We start from the raw sequence: 21,023 nt of genomic DNA, 5'->3' as shown, positions 1-21,023 counted from the left end.
CGCACACCGCGCCGATCGAACCGGCCGGCGCGGGGCAGGCGACCTTCAGGTGGCTGTATCGATCCGAGGCCGACCGAACACACCGCTGCACGACGATGACCGTGCAGCGGCCCTTGCTCGGAGACCGACTCGGCTACTCTGCGGCTTTTCGGTGCTCGATTGTGTAATGAGCCATCACCCAGGCGTTTCGAGGTCGTTGGCAGTCATCTCGCTGCCGATCAGTTGGCCAACTCGGTCAAGTAGCGGCATATTCGAAGTCCCCAGCTGGATTTCGCAATCGAGGATGCTGTCGGCACCCCTGCTGGCGGCCAGATGCGACAGTCCGAAGATCAACGGCCCGAGGCCATCTCGGGCCGTTGACCTCCGCGCGGAACGTCCGATAATGACTCCCCTTCAGTCAAGACGCGGTGGGGAGTTCGTCGTTTGGGCCGAAGTCGCTGGAGATGTCGCGGTAGACCAGCGGTAGCAGGACGGTGAGTTCCTAGAGGTTGGCCAGGCTGCGGCGCGCGAGGACGTCGGGGGTGAGGAATCTGTTGGGCACGAAGGGCTCCTAGCGGTGGTGGCGGGGATCGATGCGGTGGATGCGGCCGTGGCGGCGCGGGCCGAGCGGATCGATCCGTCGGTGGGTACGACGGCGTTCATCCGGGAGGACCATCACGGCGAGGTCTTCCTCGACCCGACCCGCGCCGGCGGTGCCACCGTGGCCGCCGCCTACAGTCCCCGCATCTGTCCGGGCGTCACCGTCTCGATCCCGCTGCGCTGGTCGGACCTCGACGACGTGACACCGGCCGACTTCACACTGCTTACCGTGCCGGACCTGCTCGGTGACAGCGATCCCTGATCATCGGAAATGCCTGCGCCGCAGCAGCTTCCCCTGGATCTGGTCGAGGAGGCACCCCACCCCGGTGGCCCAGGTGCAGGCCATGCACGGAGGCAAACGCCGCGCGCGAGCCCGTCGAGGAGAATGAGCCGCTGACATCGGACCGCGCGGGCGACAGCGTCTGCCGCGGTACGCGGCCGGAGACGGACAACCCGGTGTGCATCAACCCCGGGCCGTCTCCTGGAAGTCGACGATGGCCCCGGCGTTGTCCCTCGCCCAGTTCGTCAAGACATCGATGGGCTCGACAAGGGTCAGACCGAGGTCGGTGAGGCTGTACACCACCCGGCGTGGCGCTTCGGCACGGCGCTCGATCAGACCGTACTGCTGGAGTCGGCGCAGCGTCTGGGTGAGGACCTTGCGTGAGATGCCACCACCGATGAGGCCGATGAGCTCACCGTGTCTGTGCGGCCGTCGGCTGAGCCCGAAGAGCACCAGCACGGCCCATTTGTCCGAGAGGATCTCGACGGCCAGCCGTGTGGGGCAGTCGGCGAGAAAAGCCGGTCCGGCGATGTCCTGCATGGAATTCGAAGGTACCAGGAGGTAACCCACGGCTCCGTAGCGTTTTCCGGAGCAACGAATTCAGCGCCAGATGCGGAGGAATCACCATGCCACAGGTAGTCGTCTTCGACCGGTTCGGTGGGCCGGAAGTCATGCACATCGTCGAGGAGCCGGCCGTCGAACCCGCGGCCGGCGAGCTGCGGGTCCGGATCGAGGCATTCGCCGTCAACCCGCTCGACCAGATGATGCGTTCGGGCGCCTCGCCGGCGCCGATCGCCCTGCCGCACGCCCGCCTCGGCGTGGAAGGAACCGGTGTCATCGACGCGGTGGGCCCCGAGGTCGCCGGGTTGCAGGCTGGCGATCCGGTCGTTCTCACGGCAGTTCCGGACGCGAGCGTCCGGGGGAGCTACGCCGAATACCTCACAGTCCCCGCGAGCCGCGTCCTCGCCCGGCCTGCCGGGCTCGGAGTTGCGGAGGCGGCGGCGATCTGGGTCGCCTACTCCACGGCCTACGGTGCGCTCGTCGAGAAGGCGGGGATGCGTCCCGGCGACCATGTCCTCATCACCGCCGCGTCCGGCGGTGTCGGCCGCGCGGCGATACAGATCGCCAATCAGATCGGCGCCGTGCCCATCGCCGTCACCCGGCACGCCGCGAAACAGGACGACCTGCTCGCCACCGGCGCAGCCGCTGTCGTCGCCACCGACCGGATCGGCGTCGCCGAAGCCGTCCGCCACCACACCGGCGGGACCGGCGCCGACATCGTCCTCGACCTCGTCACGGGCCCAGGTCAGCTGGATCTCCTGGCGGCGGCCCGCCCGGGCGCAACGCTGGTCGCCGCCGGCTTCCTGGACCCTCGGCCGGCATCCTTCCCGGCAGGCACACCGCTGACGATCCACGGCTACCGAAGTTTCGAACACACCCTCGACCCTGTGGTCGTCAAGCGTATGGCGGCGTTCTTGAACGCCGGTGTCCGCCTCGGCGTGCTACAGCCGGTCGTCGACAAGACGTTCGCCCTCGACGAGGTGGTCGAGGCGCACCGCCACTTCGAGAAGGGGCTGTACGCCGGGAAGATCGTCGTGACGATCTAGGTGCGGGAGTCGGCGATCGAGTCGCGGACCTTGCGGCGGACGGCCTCGATGTCGTCCTCGGGCGGCGGTGCGCGCGGGGTGGCACCACGTGGCGTACCAGCGCAGCCGCTCCCCGCGAGGGAGCTGCCGTTCCTGCCATACCGCGTGCGTCCACATCGCACATCCCACATGAAGCCGGATGAGTGCGACGCTGACCCAGGTGCCCGACACAAGCCCGCCGCGGTGCGCGCCCGCGGACGACACGCCTCTACCGAGCACGCGGTTTCGATCGCACCCAGCCGAAGGTCAGTTCCACCGCGCGCCTCCACTTCTCGTACTCGTCCTCGCGATGCGCGGGGTCCATTCGCGGAAGCCATTGGGCGGCAAGGCGCCAATTGTTGCGCAGTCCCTCCAGATCCGGCCAGTAACCGACAGCGAGGCCGGCGGCATACGCCGCACCCAGCGAGACGGTCTCGGCGACCAATGGGCGCAAGACGGGTACGTCGAGTACGTCGGCCACGATCTGCATGAGCAGGTTGTTCGACGTCATGCCGCCGTCCACGCGCAGAGTGGCGGCCTGCAGGCCGGAGTCGGCGTTCATCGCCTCGACCACGTCGCGGGTCTGCCACGCGGTGGCCTCCAGCACGGCGCGGGCGATGTGCCCCTTGGTGATGTAGGAGGTCAGTCCGGCAATCAGGCCGCGGGCGTCGCTGCGCCAATGCGGCGCATACAGCCCGGAGAACGCGGGCACCACATAGCAGCCGCCGTTGTCTTCGACGGTGCGCGCGAGCGTTTCGATCTCCGGCGCGCTGGTGACCAGGCCGATGTTGTCCCGCACCCACTGCACGAGCGAGCCGGTGACCGCGATCGGTCCCTCCAGCGCGTACACCGGCTCGGGGCCGATCTGGTAGCCGATCGTGGTGAGCAGGCCGTGCTCGGACCGCACCAGATCGCGTCCGGTGTTCATCATGAGGAACCCGCCGGTGCCGTAAGTGCACTTGGTTTCCCCACGCGCGAAACAGGTTTGGCCGAACAGCGCGGCGTGCTGGTCGCCCAGCGCAGCGGCGATCGGGATGCCCGGCACCACCCGGCGGGTCACGCCGTAGGACGCGGTGGAGCGCTGGATGCGCGGCAGCATCGCCGCGGGAATGCCGAAGAACGCCAGCAGTTCGTCGTCCCACGTGAGGGTGCTGAGGTTCATCAGCAAGGTGCGGCTGGCGTTGGTGACATCGGTGAGGTGCAGCCCGCCGTCGACCCCGCCGGTGAGATTCCAGATCAGCCACGTCTCCATGGTGCCGAACAGCACCTCGCCGCGCTCGGCGCGCTCGCGCAGACCCGGGACGGCGTCCAGCATCCACCGCAGCCGCGGCGCCGCGAAGTACGTGGCCAGCGGCAGGCCGCACAGCTCGCGGATCCGGTCCGCACCCGGACGTTCGCGCAGCTCGCCGACCAACTCCTCGGTGCGCACGTCCTGCCAGACGATGGCGCGCCCGATCGGCATCCCGGTGCGGCGGTCCCACACCACGGTGGTCTCGCGCTGATTGGCGATGCCGAGCGCGACGATCTGGTTGGCGGCCACGCCGGAATCCCGCATCGCCTGCGGCACGATCCGCTCGACGTTGCGCCAGATCTCCAGCGCGTCCTGCTCGGCCCATCCCGGGCGCGGATAGTGCTGCTGGTGCGGGCGCTGCCCGACGCCGACCAAGCGGGCGCGCTGGTCGAACAGTATGCAGCGAGTCGAGGTAGTGCCCTGATCGATGGACAGCACGTAACGTTGCGTCATCGGCGGCCGCCTTCAGTCGAAGTCCGCCAGTCACCGGCCCGCCGGAACTCAGTGCGGCGCACCGAGATCCCTCGAGACCGCCCGTGCGGCGTCGAGGACGTAACCGACCAGCGCCGGCCGGTGCCGCAACTGTGCGTCGCACAGTCGATCCACCCGGCCGGTGATGCCGATGGCGCCGACCACGAGACCGCCGGGCGCTCGGATCGGCGCGGCGATACCCGCCTCGCCCGATCGGAATTCCTCGGTGTCGCCTGCCCATCCGGCCTGCCGCACCACGGCCAGCGCCCTGGCCAACGCGGCTCGGTCGACGAGAGTGCGGTGTGTGAGCGGAGCCAGTTCGCTTCCGCGTACCGTGGCGGCCAGGTCGGTGTCGTAGGCCAGCAGGACCTTGCCCAGAGCAGTCGCGTGCGGGGGCAGGAGTTCGCCGAGCTCGAGCGCCTGCTCGGTGTTGTCCGGCCGGAACACGTGGTGGACCACCACCACCGCGCCGCCGATCGGGGCGCCGATCCGCACCGACTCTCCGGTGCGCGCCGCAAGGGCGTCGGCCCAGTTGATCGCCCGGGAGCGCAGCTCGTTTGCGTCGAGATAGCTGGTGCCCAGATGCAGCAGCGCGGCGCCGAGCTGGTATTTGCCGGTTGCCGGGTCCTGCTCAACGAAACCGACGCCCTGCAACGTGCGCAGAATGCCGTGCGCGGTCGGCTTGGCGAGATCGAGCGCACCCGCGATGTCGCCGATGCCGAGACGACCGGATCCACGGGCCAGCAGCCGCAGTACGGCCGCCGCTCGCTCGATTGATTGGATCGGACCTGGCATGTCGGGAAACCTCTCCGGCGAGTGGCGATTCGACAATGTCGAATCTTCGGTAATACCTGGGTTACATCATTGAAACCCAGTGTGAGCTGCGCCATACATCCTCCTAGCGTGTCGGACGGTAGTGGCGCCGCGGTCTGGCAACCAGCCGAGCCATTCGGCATTGTCGAATACGAGCTATGTCCGACTCGGAAATCCCCCCGTAATTTCCGTTCGGCACGGTCGCGCCCGCGACCTGCGGGGCGAAACGGAGGCTCAACGATGAACTTCGGCTCAATCTTCCTCAGCGAAGCACTCGGTACAGGAGTACTGCTGCTGCTCGGGGTCGGTGTGGTCGCGAACGTACTGCTGGCCAAGTCCAAAGGACAGGACGGCGGCTGGCTACTGATCAACTTTGGATGGGGGTTCGCGGTGCTGGCCGGCGTTTATGTCGCCTACAAGACCGGCGGCCACCTCAATCCTGCGGTCACCATCGGCATCCTGTTCAGCGGTGCCGACGAGTACGCCTCCGGTATCGCCATCTCGGGCGCCACGACGCTCGCCTATCTGAGCGGTCAGCTGGGCGGCGCGTTCCTCGGCGCGACCGTTGCCTACCTGGCCTACAAGCGCCACTTCGACGAGGAGACCGACGAGGAGAAGAAGCTCGCGGTGTTCGCCACCGGCCCCGCGATCCGCGCCTTCCGCTGGAACTTCGCCACCGAGGTGATCGGCACGTTCACCCTGGTCCTGGTGATCCTCGCGTTCGGACACACCCCCAGTGGACTCGGCCCGGTCGCGGCGGCGCTCCTCGTCGTCGGCATCGGCGCGTCGCTCGGCGGCCCGACCGGATACGCCATCAACCCGGCTCGCGACCTCGGTCCGCGCATCGCGCACGCACTCCTGCCGGTCAGCCAGCCCGTGCCGGCCGATGAGGCCCGGGTTCCGGTGGGTGTCGGCGCCCGCTCGTCGGTCGAGTCGCCCGACGTCAGCGCCGAACCGAGCCGCAAGAACTCCGACTGGGGTTATGCCTGGGTGCCGGTGCTCGGCCCGCTGGTCGGCGGCGCGCTCGCCGGTCTCGCTGCCCAGTTCCTGTTCTGAGTCCATTTCCGACAGCAGTTTCTCGAAAGGACCGCGATGACCAAGTTCGTCGGCGCCATCGACCAAGGCACCACGAGCACCCGCTTCATGGTGTTCGACCACAGCGGCAACGAGGTTGCCCGCCACCAGCTCGAGCACGAGCAGATCCTGCCGCGCCCGGGGTGGGTGGAGCACAACCCGACCGAGATCTGGGAGCGCACCCGCGCGGTCATCCAGAGCACCCTCACCAAGGCCGATCTGGTGGCGAGCGATCTGGCCGCGGTCGGCGTCACCAACCAGCGCGAGACCACGGTGGTGTGGAACCGCAAGACCGGGCGGCCGTACTGCAACGCCATCGTGTGGCAGGACACCCGCACCGATCGCATCGCCTCCGACCTGGAGAAGGCCGGGCACGGTGACACCATCCGGCGCAAGTCGGGCCTGCCGCCGGCCACCTACTTCTCCGGCGGGAAGCTGCGCTGGATCCTGGACAACGTTCCGGGTGTGGCCGAGGACGCCGAGCGTGGCGACGCGCTCTTCGGCACCACCGACACCTGGTTGCTGTGGCAGCTCACCGGCGGCGTGGACGGCGGGGTACACGTCACCGATCCGACCAATGCCAGCCGCACCATGCTGATGAGTTTGGAGACGCTGGACTGGGACGACGAGCTGCTGTCGATCTTCGGCATCCGGCGCGCGATGCTGCCCGCCATCGCGCCCTCGTCCAACCCGGAGCTGTTCGGGACCACCCGCGCCGACGGTCCGTTCGGCGGTGCGGTGCCGCTGTCGGGTGTGCTCGGCGACCAGCAGGCGGCCACGGTGGGGCAGGTCTGCTTCCGTCCCGGCGAAGCCAAGAACACCTACGGCACCGGCAACTTCCTGCTGCTGAACACCGGAACCGAGATCGTGCGGTCGCAGCACGGACTGCTCACCACGGTCGCCTACCAGCTCGGCTCGGACAAGCCGGTGTACGCGTTGGAGGGTTCGATCGCGGTGACCGGCTCGGCGGTGCAGTGGCTGCGCGATCAGCTGGGCATCATCTCCGGTGCGGCGCAGAGCGAATCCCTGGCCCGGCAGGCCGAGGACAACGGCGGGGTGTACTTCGTCCCGGCGTTCTCGGGACTGTTCGCGCCGTACTGGCGCTCGGACGCGCGCGGAGCCATCGTCGGCCTGTCGCGCTACAGCACCAACGCCCACGTGGCGCGGGCGACGCTGGAATCGATCTGCTACCAGTCCCGCGACGTCGTCGAGGCCATGCAGGCCGACTCCGGGGTGAAGCTCGACGTGCTGCGTGTGGACGGCGGCGTCACCGCCAACGAGCTGTGCATGCAGTTGCAGGCCGACTTCCTCGGTGTGCCGGTGTCGCGGCCGGTAGTCGCCGAGACCACCGCGCTGGGCGCCGCTTACGCGGCGGGGCTCGCCGTCGGGTTCTGGAACGACACCGACGAGCTCGAACAGAACTGGAACGAGGCCAAGCGCTGGACTCCCACCTGGTCGGACGAGCAGCGCGAGCGCGGCTACGCGCGCTGGAAGAAGGCCGTCTCCCGCACCCTCGATTGGATCGACGTCGACGAATGAGGGGCGACGTCGGCCTACCCGAATAACACCGAAACAAGGAGAGATACCGCTGTGTCCGCACGATTGGACTCCCAGTACCGCGCCCGCGCGGTGAACTCAATCGGCGACACCGAGAGCGATGTGCTCGTCATCGGTGGCGGCGTGGTGGGCGCGGGCGCCGCCCTCGACGCCGCCTCCCGCGGCCTGACTGTGACCCTGCTTCGGGCAAGTCGGCAGCTGACGTCGAATCCGACGTCGGTTTTGTGAGGTCGCAGCAGCCTTGGGTCTGGTTCTGCCGGGTATCTTCGGAAATGCCACGTGGCTCGTGCCGTCTGCGGGAATCGGTCTCGCGCTTCTCATGGTCGGCGCTGTAATCACCCACCTGCGTTACCAGGAGTACACCCGATCACGCGGCGCCACGGTCTTCGGCGGTACGTCGGCGCAGGCTCGGCTGCTGGAGGTCTGGCGGTACATAGGCCACATCGATCGGTCCGGTGTCGGTTCCTGGCGGCACGATCTCATCTATGCGGTCCAACAGGTCGTCGGCGAGGGGCGTGCCGGTTCCCGCGAGTAGGTCGTCCAACTGCTCGACAGTGCGCGGTCCGACGATCGCCGTGGTGACCGCGGGGTGGGCGATGACGAACGCGAGTGCGAGGTGAGTCAGCGGCAGTCCGCTCTGTTCGGCGATGGGAATGAGCGCTTCGACGGCGTCGAGTTTTCGTTCGTCGCTCATGTGTTGTGGCACCCAGTGCATCAGGGCCGCCGATGCTTGCTCTCCGCCACTCTTGCGGTAGCGACCGGTGAGCAGTCCCATCGACAGCGGACTCCAGACCAAGGTCCCCAACCCATAGCGCTGACAGATCGGGAAGATCTCGCGCTCGGCACTTCGATTGAGGATCGAGTAGTGCGGCTGTTCGGCGCGGAACTTGGCCAGGCCACGACGTTCGGAAACCCATTGGCCTTCAACGATGCCGGAGGCCGGGAGGTTAGAGTGTCCGACGGCCCGCACCTTGCCTGCGCGCAGCAGATCGGTCAGCGCGCTCAGGGTTTCCTCGATGTCCGTGCCGGAGTCGGGGTGGTGCATTTGGTAGAGGTCGATGTGGTCGACACCGAGCCGACGCAGCGACGCTTCGACGGCCGAGACGATCCACCGGCGGGAGTTGCCCCGATGGTTGGGTCCGGGGCCCATCGCACCGTTGAACTTGGTGGCGAGAACGACGTCGTCACGACGGCCGCGCAGTGCCTTCCCGACGATCTGTTCGGTCTCACCGTCACCACCGCCGTAGACGTCGGCAGTATCGATAACGTTGATGCCGCTGTCGAGGGCCCGATGGACGATGCGTGCGCACTCGTCATGGTCGGGGTTGCCGAATCGCCCGAACTTCATCGTGCCCAATGCGTAGGGGCTCACCTGAATTCCGGTGCGGCCGAGGGGGCGAGTGCGCATGCGGTGTCTCCTGTGTGGTTGTTCGCGACCTGGACCTTCGGGGTGCGACCGGGTCTGGTCGCACCCCGAAGAGAGCGTTAGGCCGGGACGTATTCGGCTGCGACGTCGAGGATCCAGGTGACACCGAAGCGATCACTGAGCATCCCGAAAGCGGGCGCCCATTGAGCTGGGCCGAATGCCTCGATGATCGTCGCGCCTTCGGCGAGGCGTTCCCACAGTGCGCCGACCTCCTCGAGGGTTTCGCCGCGCACCGAAAGGAAGAACCGTTCCTCGGTGATGGTGGTGCCGTTTTCGCGGCGGGTGGTGGGCGCGGCTGGGGTCGCAGGGGTGTCCTGGCCGGGCACGTCGTAGGCCATGACCCGGAACCCGTTGTCGGCGACGACCTGGCCGAACACCACTTTGGTGGCGTCGGGCAGTTCGGTCGGCATCCCGAAGTCTCCGTAGGTGGCGAGAGTGAGCTGGCCCCCGAACACCGACTGGTAGAACTCCAGGGCCGCGCGGGCCTGACCGCGGAAGTTCAGGTGGGCAACAGTGTTGACCGTCATGGTGATTGATGTCCCTTCGAGTGGTTTTCGCCGCCGGTGGGCGACGAATTCCACACTGTCACCGGTAGAGGACAGGGATTGTCCTCTACTCGTGGCAATCTGGAAACCATGCCGATATCGACCTCGACGGCGACCTCTCGCCGCCTGCTCTCGCTGCTGTCTTTGCTGCAGGTCCGCAGGGACTGGCCAGGGGGTCTGCTCGCCGAGCGGCTCGACGTCAGTGGACGCACAGTGCGCCGCGACGTCGATCGCCTGCGCGAGCTCGGCTATCCCATTCAGGCGATCAAGGGCCCTGAGGGCGGCTACCGGCTGGAGGCAGGCAGTGAGCTCCCGCCGCTGTTGTTCGACGACGAGCAGGCCGTCGCGCTCGCCGTGGCATTGCGGATCGCGGTTGGGACCGGGGCGGGAATCGAAGAGAACGCCGCGCGAGCCCTCGCGACCGTGCGACAGGTCCTGCCTTCCCGATTACGGCAGCGAGTCGATGTGCTCGAGATCGCCGCGGCCGGGGCCGACGTCCAAGTCGATACTCAGAGCCTGGTGGATCTGAGTATCGCGATTCGTTCCGCGGAGGAAGTACGGTTCGACTACCCGGAGGCGACCCCCTCTGACGCGGTCGATCCGCGCCCGTTCCGCCGGATACAACCCCATCACCTCATAGTCCGGAACGGGCGCTGGTACCTGATCGGCTGGGACCCCGAGCGTGCCGACTGGCGGACCTACCGCGCGGACCGGATGACCCTCCGCATCCCCAACGGCCCACGCTTCTCACCCCGGCAACTACCAGGCGGCGATGTCGCAGCCTTCCTCTCCGCCCGCTTCAAAGGCTCTGCCGGTGCCGACGTCTGGCCGTGCAACGGCGAGGTGATCCTCCATCTGCCTGCCCCGCAAGTTGTTCCGTTCGCCGTCGATGGAGTCGTCGAGGCGCTCGACCAAGGGCGAACCAGACTGCTGATCGGTTCGTGGTCATGGGCGGCGCTCGCTGCGACGCTGGCGCGCTTCGATACCGAGATCGAGGTGGTGGCCCCGCAATCGCTACGCGACGCCTTCGCCGATCTATCCGGTCGCGCAGACCGGGCCGCGCAGGTGAGCGCATAACCTGGTCGGAAAGACACAGTCGGATCGATTGCCCGACAGGGGTCCTCGCCGCCTACCTTGCCTTGCAGCAGATCGGATCACGTCATTTGACAGGTTGTTGAGGTATCGATGGGTCCACTTTCGCTGTGGGATCGGCGCTCTCATTCAGCTGTTGGCATGGACGCCTTCGCCAGTTCCTGAAGTGCGGTGCATCAGATTGATCGAGTCGCGCTGGCCGAATGTGGCCCAATCAATCTGATGCCTGCGGAATCCGTCTCGGGAGCACTGTCCGAGCTCACACAGGGTGGCGATGACGCATCCAGGGTCCGGCGAGGTATCGGATCACCGAGTTCAGCTGTGGCGGTGAGCATCTCGCCTTCAGGCCACCCCATACTCGTCCTCGAGGTGCTCGAACGCGCTGATCCAGAAACCGGAGTCCGCCCAGCCTGACATCGTCACCGATTCGCTCAGCTCGCGTAGGACCGTGGCCGGTTCCTCACCTTCCTCCAACCGGGCGAGGTACCGGGTCAACATGCCCACCGCCCCGGCCAACTCGGCGAGCGAGTCGAAGGCGCGGCCGCGGTAGCCGGCACCGTGGTCCCACCCGCTCGGGTCATAGACGTCCACGACACCGAGCTCGCCATCGAGCATCAGTGTGTAGTCGTTGCCGTAGACGCCAAGTCCGTAGCAGTACTTCACCGGAGCAGAGTCATCATCGGGCTCACGGCGACCGAACAGCTCATCGGGGTCCTCCTCCCACAAACCTTGTGCAGGCAGGTCCGAGGAGTCAAAGCGGACGGCACTCAGGAACACCGCCGGGTACCCGATCGTCGAGAGAAACCTCCGGCTTTCCTCGTGCCTCAACCCCTCGGGAAGATCCGCCGGGCGCCATACCGAATCCGCCCCGACGCACGCTTCCAACCACTCCGCCGAGGGCCGGGCTGCGGCCGCGTCGATATCCGTCATGCCGACATTGAAGCGGAAGACGTCATAACCACTGCACGCCAGCCACATCCCGCACAACCCCACCGGCGCCTCCGACGGCATCGGCAAACGCACGATACGTCGGCCCCGAAGTCGCTCGACAGATGTGAAGAGCTACTCGGCCGTCCAATCTTCGGGCAGAGCCTCGTCGAGGCGGTCGACAAGGGTTTGCAATCGTGCGCGCGTAGAACCGTTGCGCCACCGCAATCTCAACATGTCATTCCGCTCCTCGTCCCAGCAGGGACGAGAGCCGCTGCTCTCATCATGTGGCTGTGCTGTCGAGTCTGACGCCGAGCATGCGTTGAACACGAGAATTCAGCATCGGTGCAAGGCTGCCGAGGGCGACGCCGATGCGTAGCTCGAAGGGGGCGACCACGATTTCGGCGATATCGCGCTGAATCGCGCGGATCACCGCATCGGCGACCTGCTGTGGAGACGATGTGCGGAACCCGGGCGGTAGACGCACGCCGCTGTCGGCGAACATCCCGGCCTCGCGCACGAATCCCGGCTCGACCAGGGACACCCCGACTCCACTGCCACGCAGGTCTTCGCGCATGCCGAGGGCGAATCCCCGAAGGCCGAACTTCGTCGCGTTGTAGACGGCGGTGTCGCCGGATGTGACGCGGCCGCCGATGGATCCGAGGAAGACGATGTGGCCATTTCGCCTCGCCCGCATCGATTCGGCCACCTCCCGAGCCATCACGATCGGTGCACGCAGATTCACTGCGATGGCCTCGTCCAGATCGGCAACGCTGAAGTCCAGCACTGGCCCGCCCGCTGGCAGGCCAGCACCTGCGATGAACACATCGATCGCATGATGAACAGGTGGCCGCGTCCGAACCGGTGGCCGCATCAGACGAACCTGTAGGCAATATCCACGAATGATGACTGCGGTGCGTCGCCACACCTACCGCAGCGGGTTGACGCGCCCAGCGGCACTATCGTGAGCTTGGCTGGCGACGTGCGAGATGCACAGCTGGACAATTGATCACAGGAACTGGTGGCGTTAACTTCGGCCGACGTCGCCACCAGTTCCTCTGTCGGCGAAACGTGGCCAAAGATACCGAACGGTACTCGGCTCCGGCCCGATCTATCCCCCAATATATTGCTTTTTCGCAGGGAATCGTTGCGTCCGAATATAATTCGGCTTCCGGGCCAACGCCTTTAGGAGGCTAGTCGCCGATGCCTGACCCCGCTGATTCCACTACGACCGCCGCCGAGGACGCCGGGGGCGGCGATGCGCCTCGCGATGCCCCCGACCACAGTTGGCTCGACTTCGACACGACCATCCGTGGAGAGATACCACCGGTAGGCCGTGGAGCGTCGTTCTCGAACAAGGCCGATGAGGAACAGTGATGCACCCGCCTGCCCGAGAAACTGGTAGCAGCAAAGGAAATGGACGTTCGAGGTGAGCGACCAGGGCAAAGAGTACGCAGCATTGGTCCTCGCGGAACTCAAGAACGAACATGACCGACGCGATCTGCTCAACACCCGCGCAACGAGCGCCGCGACCGGTAGCACCGCAATCGTCACTGTCGTTCTGGCAGTGGTGTCACTATTAATCGGAAAGGACAACCCTCTGTCGAGTTCGGCCAAACTCGCTCTCGTCGTCGCGCTCTCGCTACTACTGGTCTCCGCGGCACTCGCCATCTCAGCTGGCCTGAGTTGGCGCTCGAAGTCGGTCTCCATTGTGACGATGGAGAAGATGCTCAGCACGCAGTGGAAGGATCATGAGGTCGATGCCCGCAACATCGTTGCGCGCTGCAACCTGGAAGCGATACGAACCCTCCGCCAAGGTACCGCGACCAAAACGCAGCTCTTGATCTCGGCGGCCGCAACGCAGATTCTCGCTCTGGTGACACTGGGTGTCACAGTGGCGCTCACGTCCCGGTGACCAGCCGGGCCCGACTTGAGGAACTGGGCTCGCGATGGTGCACGACGAACGCCGCAAAGTGCAGACCTGGATCGATTCCTGTGTCGCATTCCGCGACGACGGAATTCTTTCCCCGCAGGCGATGGCCGATGCGCAGCGACTCTATTCTCAGGCGTTGCTGCCCGACGGCGGCGTCGACGCCGGGGTCGCAATCACGTTGGGCAACTTCTACTGGCTCCGGTATCTGTCACTGCCGTCCAACGAAGGTCAGTCCGAGCTCACGCAGGCGCACGGCTGGTTCACCGCGATCCACCCCGCCCTCCCGGACCAAGTCCCGCCGAGCCTTCGCCCATTGGTTGGCGGATCGGCAGACGTGTCCGACTGGCTGGGGGCGCTGCTCGAGAAGGCCACCTTCCAGACCTTCAAATCCCGGGCCACCGGATACCGAGGGCCGCTGGACAACGCGATCGTTCTTCTCGAGCATTTCAGGAACAGCATTTCGGTCGATCGTCCGACGGCGCGTGGAAGGGGCCTCTACTGCCTCGGTACCGCGTACGGTATGCGATTCGCGCACACCGCAGATCGATCCGACAACGAGGCCGCGATCTCAGCGTTTCGTCAGGGCGTCGAGCTACTTCCACCGGAACTGGTTGAGCACGGTGCCTCGATCTCCGACCTCGGCATCGCGCTTCGAACGCAGTTCGGCATCGATCGCCAACCGGAGCAGCTGCTCGAAGCGGTGGCTGTCGGCCGACAGGCGATCGAGTTCCTGGGTCTGGGTCACGTGGAGAAGGCACGCAGGCACGCGAACCTGGCACAGTCACTTCTGGTGCTGTTCCAGTCGCTGGACCAACAGATAGGTCATCTCGATGATGCGGTCGAGTTGCTGGTGGAGGCGCTGGCGCTGGTTCCGGACAACTCCGTCCTCCAGTCGGAGTACCTCGCGGATCTGATCTTGGTCGTGCAGGCGCGCTACGCCTACTTCGACGATACGCGCGAGGTGAGGCGCATGGTCGATCTAGCGCGCCAGGCGCTCACCTCCATTAAGGGACCGGGCATCGCCAAACGAAAGGCCGACCTGGCTCGCGCCCTTACTGTCTGCTTCGAATGTCTGTGCGAGCAAGACGATCTCGACGAAGCGGTGTCACTGTTGGCCGACGCGGTAAACCAAACGCCACCACAGCACGTGCACTACGTGCCGATCACCCACCTGTATGTGAAGACACTGACACGGCGCTACGCGGAGCGCCACGACCATGACGACATTGAAACCGCTATCGCGTTGTGCGAGAAACAGATACAGCTCGTTCCTCCACACCATACGCTGCGCGGTACCTACCTTGCCGACCTCGGCACGGCACTCGGTGCCCGCTATGAACACCGTGGCGACCACCGCGATCTGAACACGGCGATCGACACCTGGTATGAGGCGGCGAACTCGACCGCGGTCAACCACACCGAACAGGGAAACTGCTTGGAGCAGTTGTCGAATCTGCTCCGCAAGCGGTACGAGCGATCTGGTGACCACGCGGATCTGCACGCGTGCGTCGCCGCAGCGCGGACGGCGTCGCAAGCACCCCATGCCGGCGCGCAAACATTGAATGTACTCGGCGTGGCCTTGACCTATCGCGCACAGGCTCTTCGGAGTATCGAAGACGCCGACGAAGCGGTGAACACTCACCACAGCGCCGCCACCCAGATAGGCCGCGGTGCGGCCGAACTTCCCGGTTCTCTGTCCGACCTGAGCCTCGCCCTGATGGCCAGATTCGATCTCACGGGCGACCGGTCCGACCTCGACGAGGCGATCGATGTGCTGCGCACTGCCACAGCTAGTCCAGCTGCGCGGAATGTTCGTGGAGCGAGATTCTTCGCGAACCTGCGCCTCACCTTGGATCGGCGATTTCATGTAACCGGGCTGCGGTCCGACCTCGACGAGGCGGTCGAAGCCATGCGAACCGCAGTCGGTTTGCTGCCCGAGCAGCACAGTGAACGCGCCTCGATGATATCCAATTTGGGAGTGATCCTGTCGGTGCGGGGCGACGAATTCGACAGCGTAACCGACATCGACGAGTCGATCCGATACCAGCACCAAGCACAGCAACTCACACCCGACAACCCAACACAATCAGTGAAATGTATGGAGCGGTTGGCCGGTGCGTCACTGATACGGTTTCGACTTCTCAAAAAAAGCGAGGATCTGCGGGCCGCTGTCTCCTGGAACCGCACCGTCGCCCAACAGACGCCGCACGATCATCCTTGGCGCTCCTCGCGCCTGAGCAGACTCGGCTTGTCAGTAGCCCGACTGTACGAACAGACCGCAGATCGTGACCTGTTGGGCGAAGCGCTCGACGCGGCCGAGCAGGCTGTCGCCGTGTCGATGGACTCCGCACCCGATCACGCCGCCTATCTGCAGAATCTCGGACACATCCAGTACTTGTGCTACAGGGCCTTCGATGATCGGGATATCGGTCGAGCCGCATTGGCCAGCTGGAAACGGGCCTCAGCGGCACCGACCGCACCAATGACCGTACGTAGCATCGCGGCCGGCGCGGCTGCGGAGGCGGCCGCGGCGCTCGGCGACGACGCCGAAGCACTGCTCAACTACCGCACCCTGATACAGCTGCTGCCTCAAGCTGCGTCGCGTGGGATCAGCCGCATCGACCGCGAACGGCTGTTACATGCCCAGACCGGTGCCGCACGCGAAGGCGCCGCATACGCCTGCGCCGTGGGCGATTTCGCCGGTGCGCTGGAACTACTCGAACACGGACGAGGTGTGTTGTGGTCGCAGTTGATCACCGACCGCACCGCGCTCGACGACCTCGCAGCCGTCCACCCCGAGTTCGCGGCGACGATCCAGCACCAACGGCAGTTGCTTGACACCATGAGCGAACCAACAGCCGGAGTGGACGTCAATAGTACCGACGATGACCGTTCTCGCAGGCCCGACGTGGCCCTCGCTGCGGCACGCATCCTCGACGACACCATCGCGATGGTGCGGACACTGCCCGGTTTCGAGGATTTTCTGCGACCGCCAGCGGCCGAAGCCCTCACCGCTGGCAGCCGCGAGGGTGCTGTCGTGGTGATCAATATCGCGAAACGGCGCTGCGACGCGTTGGTGATCCGCGACGGTCAACTCAGCAATATCGCGCTGGATCGAATCAACTACAGCATCGTCGCCGCCCACGTAGATCAATACATGAGATGTCAAGCGGTGCTGAGCGATACAACACAGCCGCGCCGCGACCGTGTGACAGCCGCAGACGACCTACTGTCTGTGTTGCGATGGCTGTGGACCGCAATCACCGAACCGATCCTGTCCGCGCTGGGGCACGACAGCGCCAAATCGGCCGCCGACGCACCGCGACTGTGGTGGTGTCCCACTGGTCCGCTCAGCGTCCTTCCTCTGCACGCCGCGGGTGTGGAATTCGATGGTCGTGGCGGCAACAGCGTCATGGATCGTGTGGTGTCCTCGTACATCCCCACCGTCACCGCATTGACGCGTGCGGAGAGCGCTTCCTTCCCCGCGGCCGACCCCCGGCTGCTCATCGTCGGCATGCCCAACACCCCCGGCTGCGCACCGCTACCCACGATCGCCGAGGAAATCATCCGACTGCAACAGCTCTTCCCATCCGACATCCGTACCACGCGCCAAGACGCGGAGGCCACACACGACGCGGTGGTCTCGGACATGAGAACACACAACTGGGTGCACTTCTGCTGCCACGGCGATCACGATTTCACCCGTCCGTCCAATGGCGGCTTGATGATGTTCGACGGCATCATCACCATCGCCGAACTAGCCAAGCAACGCCATCACCACGGCGAGTTCGCTTTCCTGTGCGCGTGTTTCACCCACACCGGCAGCCACAGCGTGATGGATGAGAGCATCACCGTCGCGACCGCGTTGTCATATATCGGGTGGCGCCACATCATCGCCACCACATGGGCCGCCTACGACAGGGCTGCGGTCAAGGTTGCCGAATCCGTCTATCAGGACATCGCCTCCTCGAACGCCATCGCCGCCGAACTCGCTCCCCGAGCGTTGCATTCGGCAGTGGTGAAGCTACGTAACAGCCTGCCGCAAGCGGCCCCGCTGTGGTTGCCGTTCATACACGTCGGCCCCTGATTACGATCGGCCAGGATCGAACAGAATGCTTCTCAGCTCGGATTCGCCTTAAGTGAGAACCATAGCGACATAGGCCAGAGAGTCGTGCGACAAACCGGTCGCCAACACATTGTCGTAGCGGGCGTGCAACAGGTTTCGTACTGCACGGCGGCGTTGGGCGCGACAGCCACGCTTTGAGAGTGGTGGAGAACGATGCCGGCTCGATGCCGTCAGTGGCGAGCCAGTCTGAAATCGAATCCTTCACCAGCCCGGTCAGGACGCCGCCATAGTCGAACAGGACGGCGTCGATGAGGGGCTACTGGCTCATGCGTACACCGCCGTGTCGTAGACGACCCGTCCGACGGTCTCACCGTCGGCGAGCCGCTGGACCCCGGCGGCGACATCGGCCAGGGCGAGACGTTCGCTGAGCAGCGGGGAGATCAAGCCGCTGTCGGCCAGATCGGACAGTGCCCGGTGGCATTCCCGAACCGCGAGCAGTTTCGATCCAAGCGCGCAGTACGGCGACGGTGCCGTGCCCCGGCTCACCGGTCGCCACTATCTCGACCGGCGGCTAGGCGCCGATGAGGACGCGACCGAAAAGCCGGTGGTCGAGCCGGTTACGTGCAGCTGCGGCAGGATCGCGTCGATGCGGGAGTGCGAGGGAATCGGAATGTGTTTCCGCATGCACTGGGCGTGGATCTCCGTGCAGCGCGGCGACACTCTGAATCTCTCGGCGGGTCAGGAGACATCTCATGAAGAGGATTGAGTGTTGTCACCGAGGAGCAGGCTGGCTGCGTGAGCAGGCAGAAGGCCACCCACCCAGTCATCACAGACGGGACCGATGGCCGCATCTGGGACCAGAACTGGCCCGCCCCCCACACCTGTGCGCATGCCGCAGCGTCCACGTCTGCGCGCAAATCGCGGCTGCGCGATCGGGGTGGGGACTGTAGATACAACGACGCCGATGCAGTCGGCAGAGCAGCGGACAGATGACTCCGGCACCAGTCTCGTGGACCCGATCGGTAGTTGAAACCACCGCCAATGTCATCGAGCACCACTCGGACTCGAAAAGGCGGAACCCTCATGATCGATCCCGCACTGCTGGAGGAGTCTCCCTGGATGCGCAACGTGACGGGTGCAGCAGCTGGTAGTTGGCGCGGTCACCCACTGCCAGGGGAAAGTACTTGTCCTGCAACGACCCGTAGATGACTTCATGGGCGGAATCTGGGAACTTCCCAGCGGGAAAGTCGATCCTGACGAGACGATCGATCGAGCACTGATCCGCGAGGTCAAAGAAGAGACCGGCCTCGACATCACCAGCGACTGCGGCTACCTGGGCGAGTTCGACCACCAGTCGGGCAGCAGCAAGAAGGGCCAGCAATTCAACTTCGCGGTGGACGTAACCGAACCCGACCCGATCCGGCTGACAAAGCATGACGCCTACGCATGGATCACCGCCCAAGACGACCCGCCAGTCAGCGAGGCAGTAAGGAAAGTTCCCGCCCACTACCACGGCGGTCACCGGGCCCAATTGCTAGCACGACCAGCAGCCTATGCCGAGGATAGCGCTGAGTGTCGGTGGCCCCGAGGAGAATCCAGTCTCATCGCCGAACAACAGCAGAATCCAGTAGCTAGGGGTATAGGTGGTAGGCATCGTCTCAATAGACATCGAGCCAGGTGGTTCCGCGACACCGGTGGGATACATCGGAATTTGCGAAGTCAGTGCCGAAGGCGTCGGCCAACCCGCGCTGATTCGATTCAGAAGTCCATTGTGCCAGGATCCCTGGGAAGATTGGGTGGCAGCATGCGAGGACTATCTCGACATGGTCCACTCGACGCGGTCCACGACCGAACGAGAGCGCCTTCAGAACCGGTGGGACGTCAGCGATGACGTCGAACAGCACAACCGACTGTTCGGATTCTCCCCTATCCCCGATCCATTCCCTCAGGCCGAGTACCGCCGCCCCGAGCCCGAACCGTTTGCCCAGGTCTGGCCTCAACTTGCCCTGCGGCTTGCAGGGAAGATCATCACCGCCTACAACGCCAGCTACGACCAAGCCGCCCTCGACGGCCTGCTGCAAGCCACCCATCTTCCGATGGCAAACTTCAGATGGTTGGATGGCCGCGCGGTTGCCCGCAATTACAAGTATTGGGTAGGCCAGTACGGCTCGCCGACTGAAAAGCTTTGGCGGGAACTGTTCGATTGGGAGGATTACAGCGAGGGCGACACCGAATACAGGGGTGAGCGGCTTCAAGACGTCACGCTACGGCTGGAATTATTCACCGGCGAGCAAGCAAGACTGCGCGCACTTGCGCATCGCGAATGGGGCATCGGAAATAAGGCACTGCTGCGCGATGCCGCTGAGGATGCCTGGGCCAATGCCGAAATTATCGCGGCAGCATTGCGTTCCGAAGGGCTTCCCGTCACCACCGACGGGATCGACATCCTCGATGCCGTCATCGTCGATCCCGACCCCACCGTTTACCCCGCGCACCAAACCCACCTGGCATCGATTGAGCCGATCGACCCTGTCTGCGCACAGTTTCTGACCACCCGTGCACAAGCTCAGGTCGATCGATGCATCAGCCGGATCTGCGGAATCCACCTCAGCCCAAACCAATGGACCGAAGTCTACGCGGTATGGGAGTCCGCTGCCCGCTGGTTGATGAGATTGGTCGGTGTCAGCGAACTGGAACAGGCTAGCGCCTTGGCTGCCGAGGCAGACCGGTTGATCCAGGCATCACACTCGGTGCTCGTCTGCCATCAGCGCGGAAAAGTCTACGCAGATGCCCTGTGGTGCTGGCTCGAAGCAAACCGAAAGCAACTGGCATTCCATGGGCTTACTGACGAGGAGATCAAGGCCCAGATCAACCGACTTTGCGCGGACGAAGAGCAGGATCGTGCCCAGCGTCGGCGTAGGAAGCGCACGCACTGATCGGCGGCCCGTCCTCAAATCCTCAATGCCAGGAAAGGTGATCGACGACCACTTGATGTCAAAGCGCCGACAGCGAATCATGCAGCGGGGTACACGATCGAATCACCCCGGCGTGACGAGCGTTAAGTACCAATCTGAAGACGCTGCGAGTGTGTCTGCCTACTGCACAGTCCCGCGCCCACACCAGCCTGATGCCTGGTTCGCAGCGAGGCGGCCAAATCGTTGGCCAAGCTACGGCTACCCGCCCGCCGGCCCCGCCTTTGATCGAGAGAGTGCACCAGGACCCCGAATGTATCGTGCGAGCCTCGGAAGCCGAAGCAGCGGGCCTCTACCCCGAGGTCTCGGTCACCGCATTTCGGTCCTGCATGCCCAACCCTCGACGAAATCCTCTGGACACCACGTCGATCC

The 21,023-nt window shown here is 65.2% G+C and carries 17 protein-coding genes and 2 pseudogenes; 11 read left to right on the top strand and 8 right to left on the bottom strand.

Translation table 11 applies throughout. The features are described from left to right. Positions 1-556 precede the first annotated feature (556 nt). Complete coding sequence (ligD, locus tag AC3ERS_RS35635; RefSeq protein ID WP_431972559.1) at positions 557-841, top strand: non-homologous end-joining DNA ligase LigD; 285 nt, start codon at positions 557-559, stop codon at positions 839-841. Between the two features lie 201 nt (positions 842-1,042). Here the strand turns inward: ligD and AC3ERS_RS35630 are convergent, their stop codons facing one another. Continuing rightward, the gene (locus AC3ERS_RS35630) at positions 1,043-1,399 is read right to left on the bottom strand and encodes a winged helix-turn-helix transcriptional regulator (RefSeq protein ID WP_431972558.1); all 357 of its coding nucleotides are present in this window, start codon (positions 1,397-1,399) and stop codon (positions 1,043-1,045) included. An 86-nt stretch (positions 1,400-1,485) separates the two neighbouring features. Here AC3ERS_RS35630 and AC3ERS_RS35625 point away from each other — a divergent pair, with 86 nt between their 5' ends. Further along, positions 1,486-2,466: a zinc-dependent alcohol dehydrogenase family protein gene (locus AC3ERS_RS35625; RefSeq protein ID WP_431972557.1), complete on the top strand. Its 981-nt coding sequence runs from the start codon at positions 1,486-1,488 to the stop codon at positions 2,464-2,466. A 247-nt stretch (positions 2,467-2,713) separates the two neighbouring features. Here the strand turns inward: AC3ERS_RS35625 and glpK (AC3ERS_RS35620) are convergent, their stop codons facing one another. Together glpK (AC3ERS_RS35620) and AC3ERS_RS35615 are read right to left on the bottom strand one after the other, a co-directional pair. After that, positions 2,714-4,228, bottom strand: coding sequence for a glycerol kinase GlpK (gene glpK, locus AC3ERS_RS35620; RefSeq protein ID WP_431972556.1), 1,515 nt, complete (start codon positions 4,226-4,228; stop codon positions 2,714-2,716). Positions 4,229-4,276: 48 nt separating this feature from the next. Continuing rightward, complete coding sequence (locus AC3ERS_RS35615) at positions 4,277-5,041, bottom strand: IclR family transcriptional regulator (RefSeq protein WP_431972555.1); 765 nt, start codon at positions 5,039-5,041, stop codon at positions 4,277-4,279. 258 nt (positions 5,042-5,299) lie between these two features. Here AC3ERS_RS35615 and AC3ERS_RS35610 point away from each other — a divergent pair, with 258 nt between their 5' ends. The 4 genes and pseudogenes from AC3ERS_RS35610 to AC3ERS_RS35595 all read left to right on the top strand — a co-directional run. Next, positions 5,300-6,115, top strand: coding sequence for an MIP/aquaporin family protein (locus AC3ERS_RS35610; protein WP_431972554.1), 816 nt, complete (start codon positions 5,300-5,302; stop codon positions 6,113-6,115). A 36-nt stretch (positions 6,116-6,151) separates the two neighbouring features. Further along, positions 6,152-7,672 carry a glycerol kinase GlpK gene (glpK, locus tag AC3ERS_RS35605; RefSeq protein WP_431972553.1) on the top strand — a complete coding sequence of 507 codons (1,521 nt, stop codon included), beginning with the start codon at positions 6,152-6,154 and terminating at the stop codon, positions 7,670-7,672. A gap of 51 nt (positions 7,673-7,723) precedes the next feature. Then, positions 7,724-7,918 carry an FAD-dependent oxidoreductase gene (locus AC3ERS_RS35600; protein ID WP_431972552.1) on the top strand — a complete coding sequence of 65 codons (195 nt, stop codon included), beginning with the start codon at positions 7,724-7,726 and terminating at the stop codon, positions 7,916-7,918. Positions 7,919-7,931: 13 nt separating this feature from the next. Continuing rightward, positions 7,932-7,997, top strand: a pseudogene (locus tag AC3ERS_RS35595) (hypothetical protein); the annotation flags it as partial. Positions 7,998-8,057: 60 nt separating this feature from the next. Here the strand turns inward: AC3ERS_RS35595 and AC3ERS_RS35590 are convergent. Together AC3ERS_RS35590 and AC3ERS_RS35585 are read right to left on the bottom strand one after the other, a co-directional pair. Next, positions 8,058-9,098, bottom strand: a complete 1,041-nt coding sequence (locus AC3ERS_RS35590) for an aldo/keto reductase (protein WP_431972551.1) — start codon at positions 9,096-9,098, stop codon at positions 8,058-8,060. A gap of 77 nt (positions 9,099-9,175) precedes the next feature. After that, positions 9,176-9,643: a VOC family protein gene (locus AC3ERS_RS35585; RefSeq protein WP_431972550.1), complete on the bottom strand. Its 468-nt coding sequence runs from the start codon at positions 9,641-9,643 to the stop codon at positions 9,176-9,178. Between the two features lie 108 nt (positions 9,644-9,751). Here AC3ERS_RS35585 and AC3ERS_RS35580 point away from each other — a divergent pair, with 108 nt between their 5' ends. Continuing rightward, positions 9,752-10,738 carry a helix-turn-helix transcriptional regulator gene (locus tag AC3ERS_RS35580; protein ID WP_431972549.1) on the top strand — a complete coding sequence of 329 codons (987 nt, stop codon included), beginning with the start codon at positions 9,752-9,754 and terminating at the stop codon, positions 10,736-10,738. Positions 10,739-11,095: 357 nt separating this feature from the next. On the opposite strand, the gene AC3ERS_RS35575 is transcribed toward AC3ERS_RS35580, so the two are convergent. Then, positions 11,096-11,764, bottom strand: a complete 669-nt coding sequence (locus AC3ERS_RS35575; protein ID WP_431972548.1) for a hypothetical protein — start codon at positions 11,762-11,764, stop codon at positions 11,096-11,098. A 199-nt stretch (positions 11,765-11,963) separates the two neighbouring features. Continuing rightward, positions 11,964-12,608: an SDR family NAD(P)-dependent oxidoreductase gene (locus tag AC3ERS_RS35570; RefSeq protein ID WP_431972547.1), complete on the bottom strand. Its 645-nt coding sequence runs from the start codon at positions 12,606-12,608 to the stop codon at positions 11,964-11,966. A 501-nt stretch (positions 12,609-13,109) separates the two neighbouring features. On the opposite strand from AC3ERS_RS35570, the gene AC3ERS_RS35565 reads away from it, so the two are divergent. Both AC3ERS_RS35565 and AC3ERS_RS35560 read left to right on the top strand, forming a co-directional pair. Next, complete coding sequence (locus tag AC3ERS_RS35565; protein ID WP_431972546.1) at positions 13,110-13,595, top strand: hypothetical protein; 486 nt, start codon at positions 13,110-13,112, stop codon at positions 13,593-13,595. 34 nt (positions 13,596-13,629) lie between these two features. Next, complete coding sequence (locus AC3ERS_RS35560; RefSeq protein WP_431972545.1) at positions 13,630-17,700, top strand: CHAT domain-containing protein; 4,071 nt, start codon at positions 13,630-13,632, stop codon at positions 17,698-17,700. Positions 17,701-18,003: 303 nt separating this feature from the next. Here AC3ERS_RS35560 and AC3ERS_RS35555 read toward each other — a convergent pair whose 3' ends face one another. Further along, entirely contained in the window at positions 18,004-18,225 is a 222-nt protein-coding gene (locus AC3ERS_RS35555) for a hypothetical protein (RefSeq protein ID WP_431972544.1), read from the bottom strand. A 589-nt stretch (positions 18,226-18,814) separates the two neighbouring features. Here AC3ERS_RS35555 and AC3ERS_RS35550 point away from each other — a divergent pair. Then, positions 18,815-19,084: pseudogene (locus AC3ERS_RS35550) on the top strand (NUDIX domain-containing protein); the annotation flags it as partial. A gap of 238 nt (positions 19,085-19,322) precedes the next feature. Then, entirely contained in the window at positions 19,323-20,615 is a 1,293-nt protein-coding gene (locus AC3ERS_RS35545; protein WP_431972560.1) for a hypothetical protein, read from the top strand. Positions 20,616-21,023: the final 408 nt, after the last annotated feature.

The sequence above is a fragment of the Nocardia sp. bgisy134 genome, from assembly GCF_057708325.1.
This window is presented reverse-complemented; position numbering and strand designations above follow the sequence as displayed.

Coding starts and splice junctions, on each gene's coding strand:
- AC3ERS_RS35575 (WP_431972548.1), bottom strand. CDS start 11,764: ATGCCGTCGGAGGCGCCGGTGGGGTTGTGCGGGATGTGGCTGGCGTGC.
- glpK (WP_431972553.1), top strand. CDS start 6,152: ATGACCAAGTTCGTCGGCGCCATCGACCAAGGCACCACGAGCACCCGC.
- AC3ERS_RS35615 (WP_431972555.1), bottom strand. CDS start 5,041: ATGCCAGGTCCGATCCAATCAATCGAGCGAGCGGCGGCCGTACTGCGG.
- AC3ERS_RS35585 (WP_431972550.1), bottom strand. CDS start 9,643: ATGACGGTCAACACTGTTGCCCACCTGAACTTCCGCGGTCAGGCCCGC.
- AC3ERS_RS35560 (WP_431972545.1), top strand. CDS start 13,630: ATGGTGCACGACGAACGCCGCAAAGTGCAGACCTGGATCGATTCCTGT.
- AC3ERS_RS35590 (WP_431972551.1), bottom strand. CDS start 9,098: ATGCGCACTCGCCCCCTCGGCCGCACCGGAATTCAGGTGAGCCCCTAC.
- AC3ERS_RS35580 (WP_431972549.1), top strand. CDS start 9,752: ATGCCGATATCGACCTCGACGGCGACCTCTCGCCGCCTGCTCTCGCTG.
- glpK (WP_431972556.1), bottom strand. CDS start 4,228: ATGACGCAACGTTACGTGCTGTCCATCGATCAGGGCACTACCTCGACT.
- AC3ERS_RS35610 (WP_431972554.1), top strand. CDS start 5,300: ATGAACTTCGGCTCAATCTTCCTCAGCGAAGCACTCGGTACAGGAGTA.
- AC3ERS_RS35625 (WP_431972557.1), top strand. CDS start 1,486: ATGCCACAGGTAGTCGTCTTCGACCGGTTCGGTGGGCCGGAAGTCATG.
- AC3ERS_RS35630 (WP_431972558.1), bottom strand. CDS start 1,399: ATGCAGGACATCGCCGGACCGGCTTTTCTCGCCGACTGCCCCACACGG.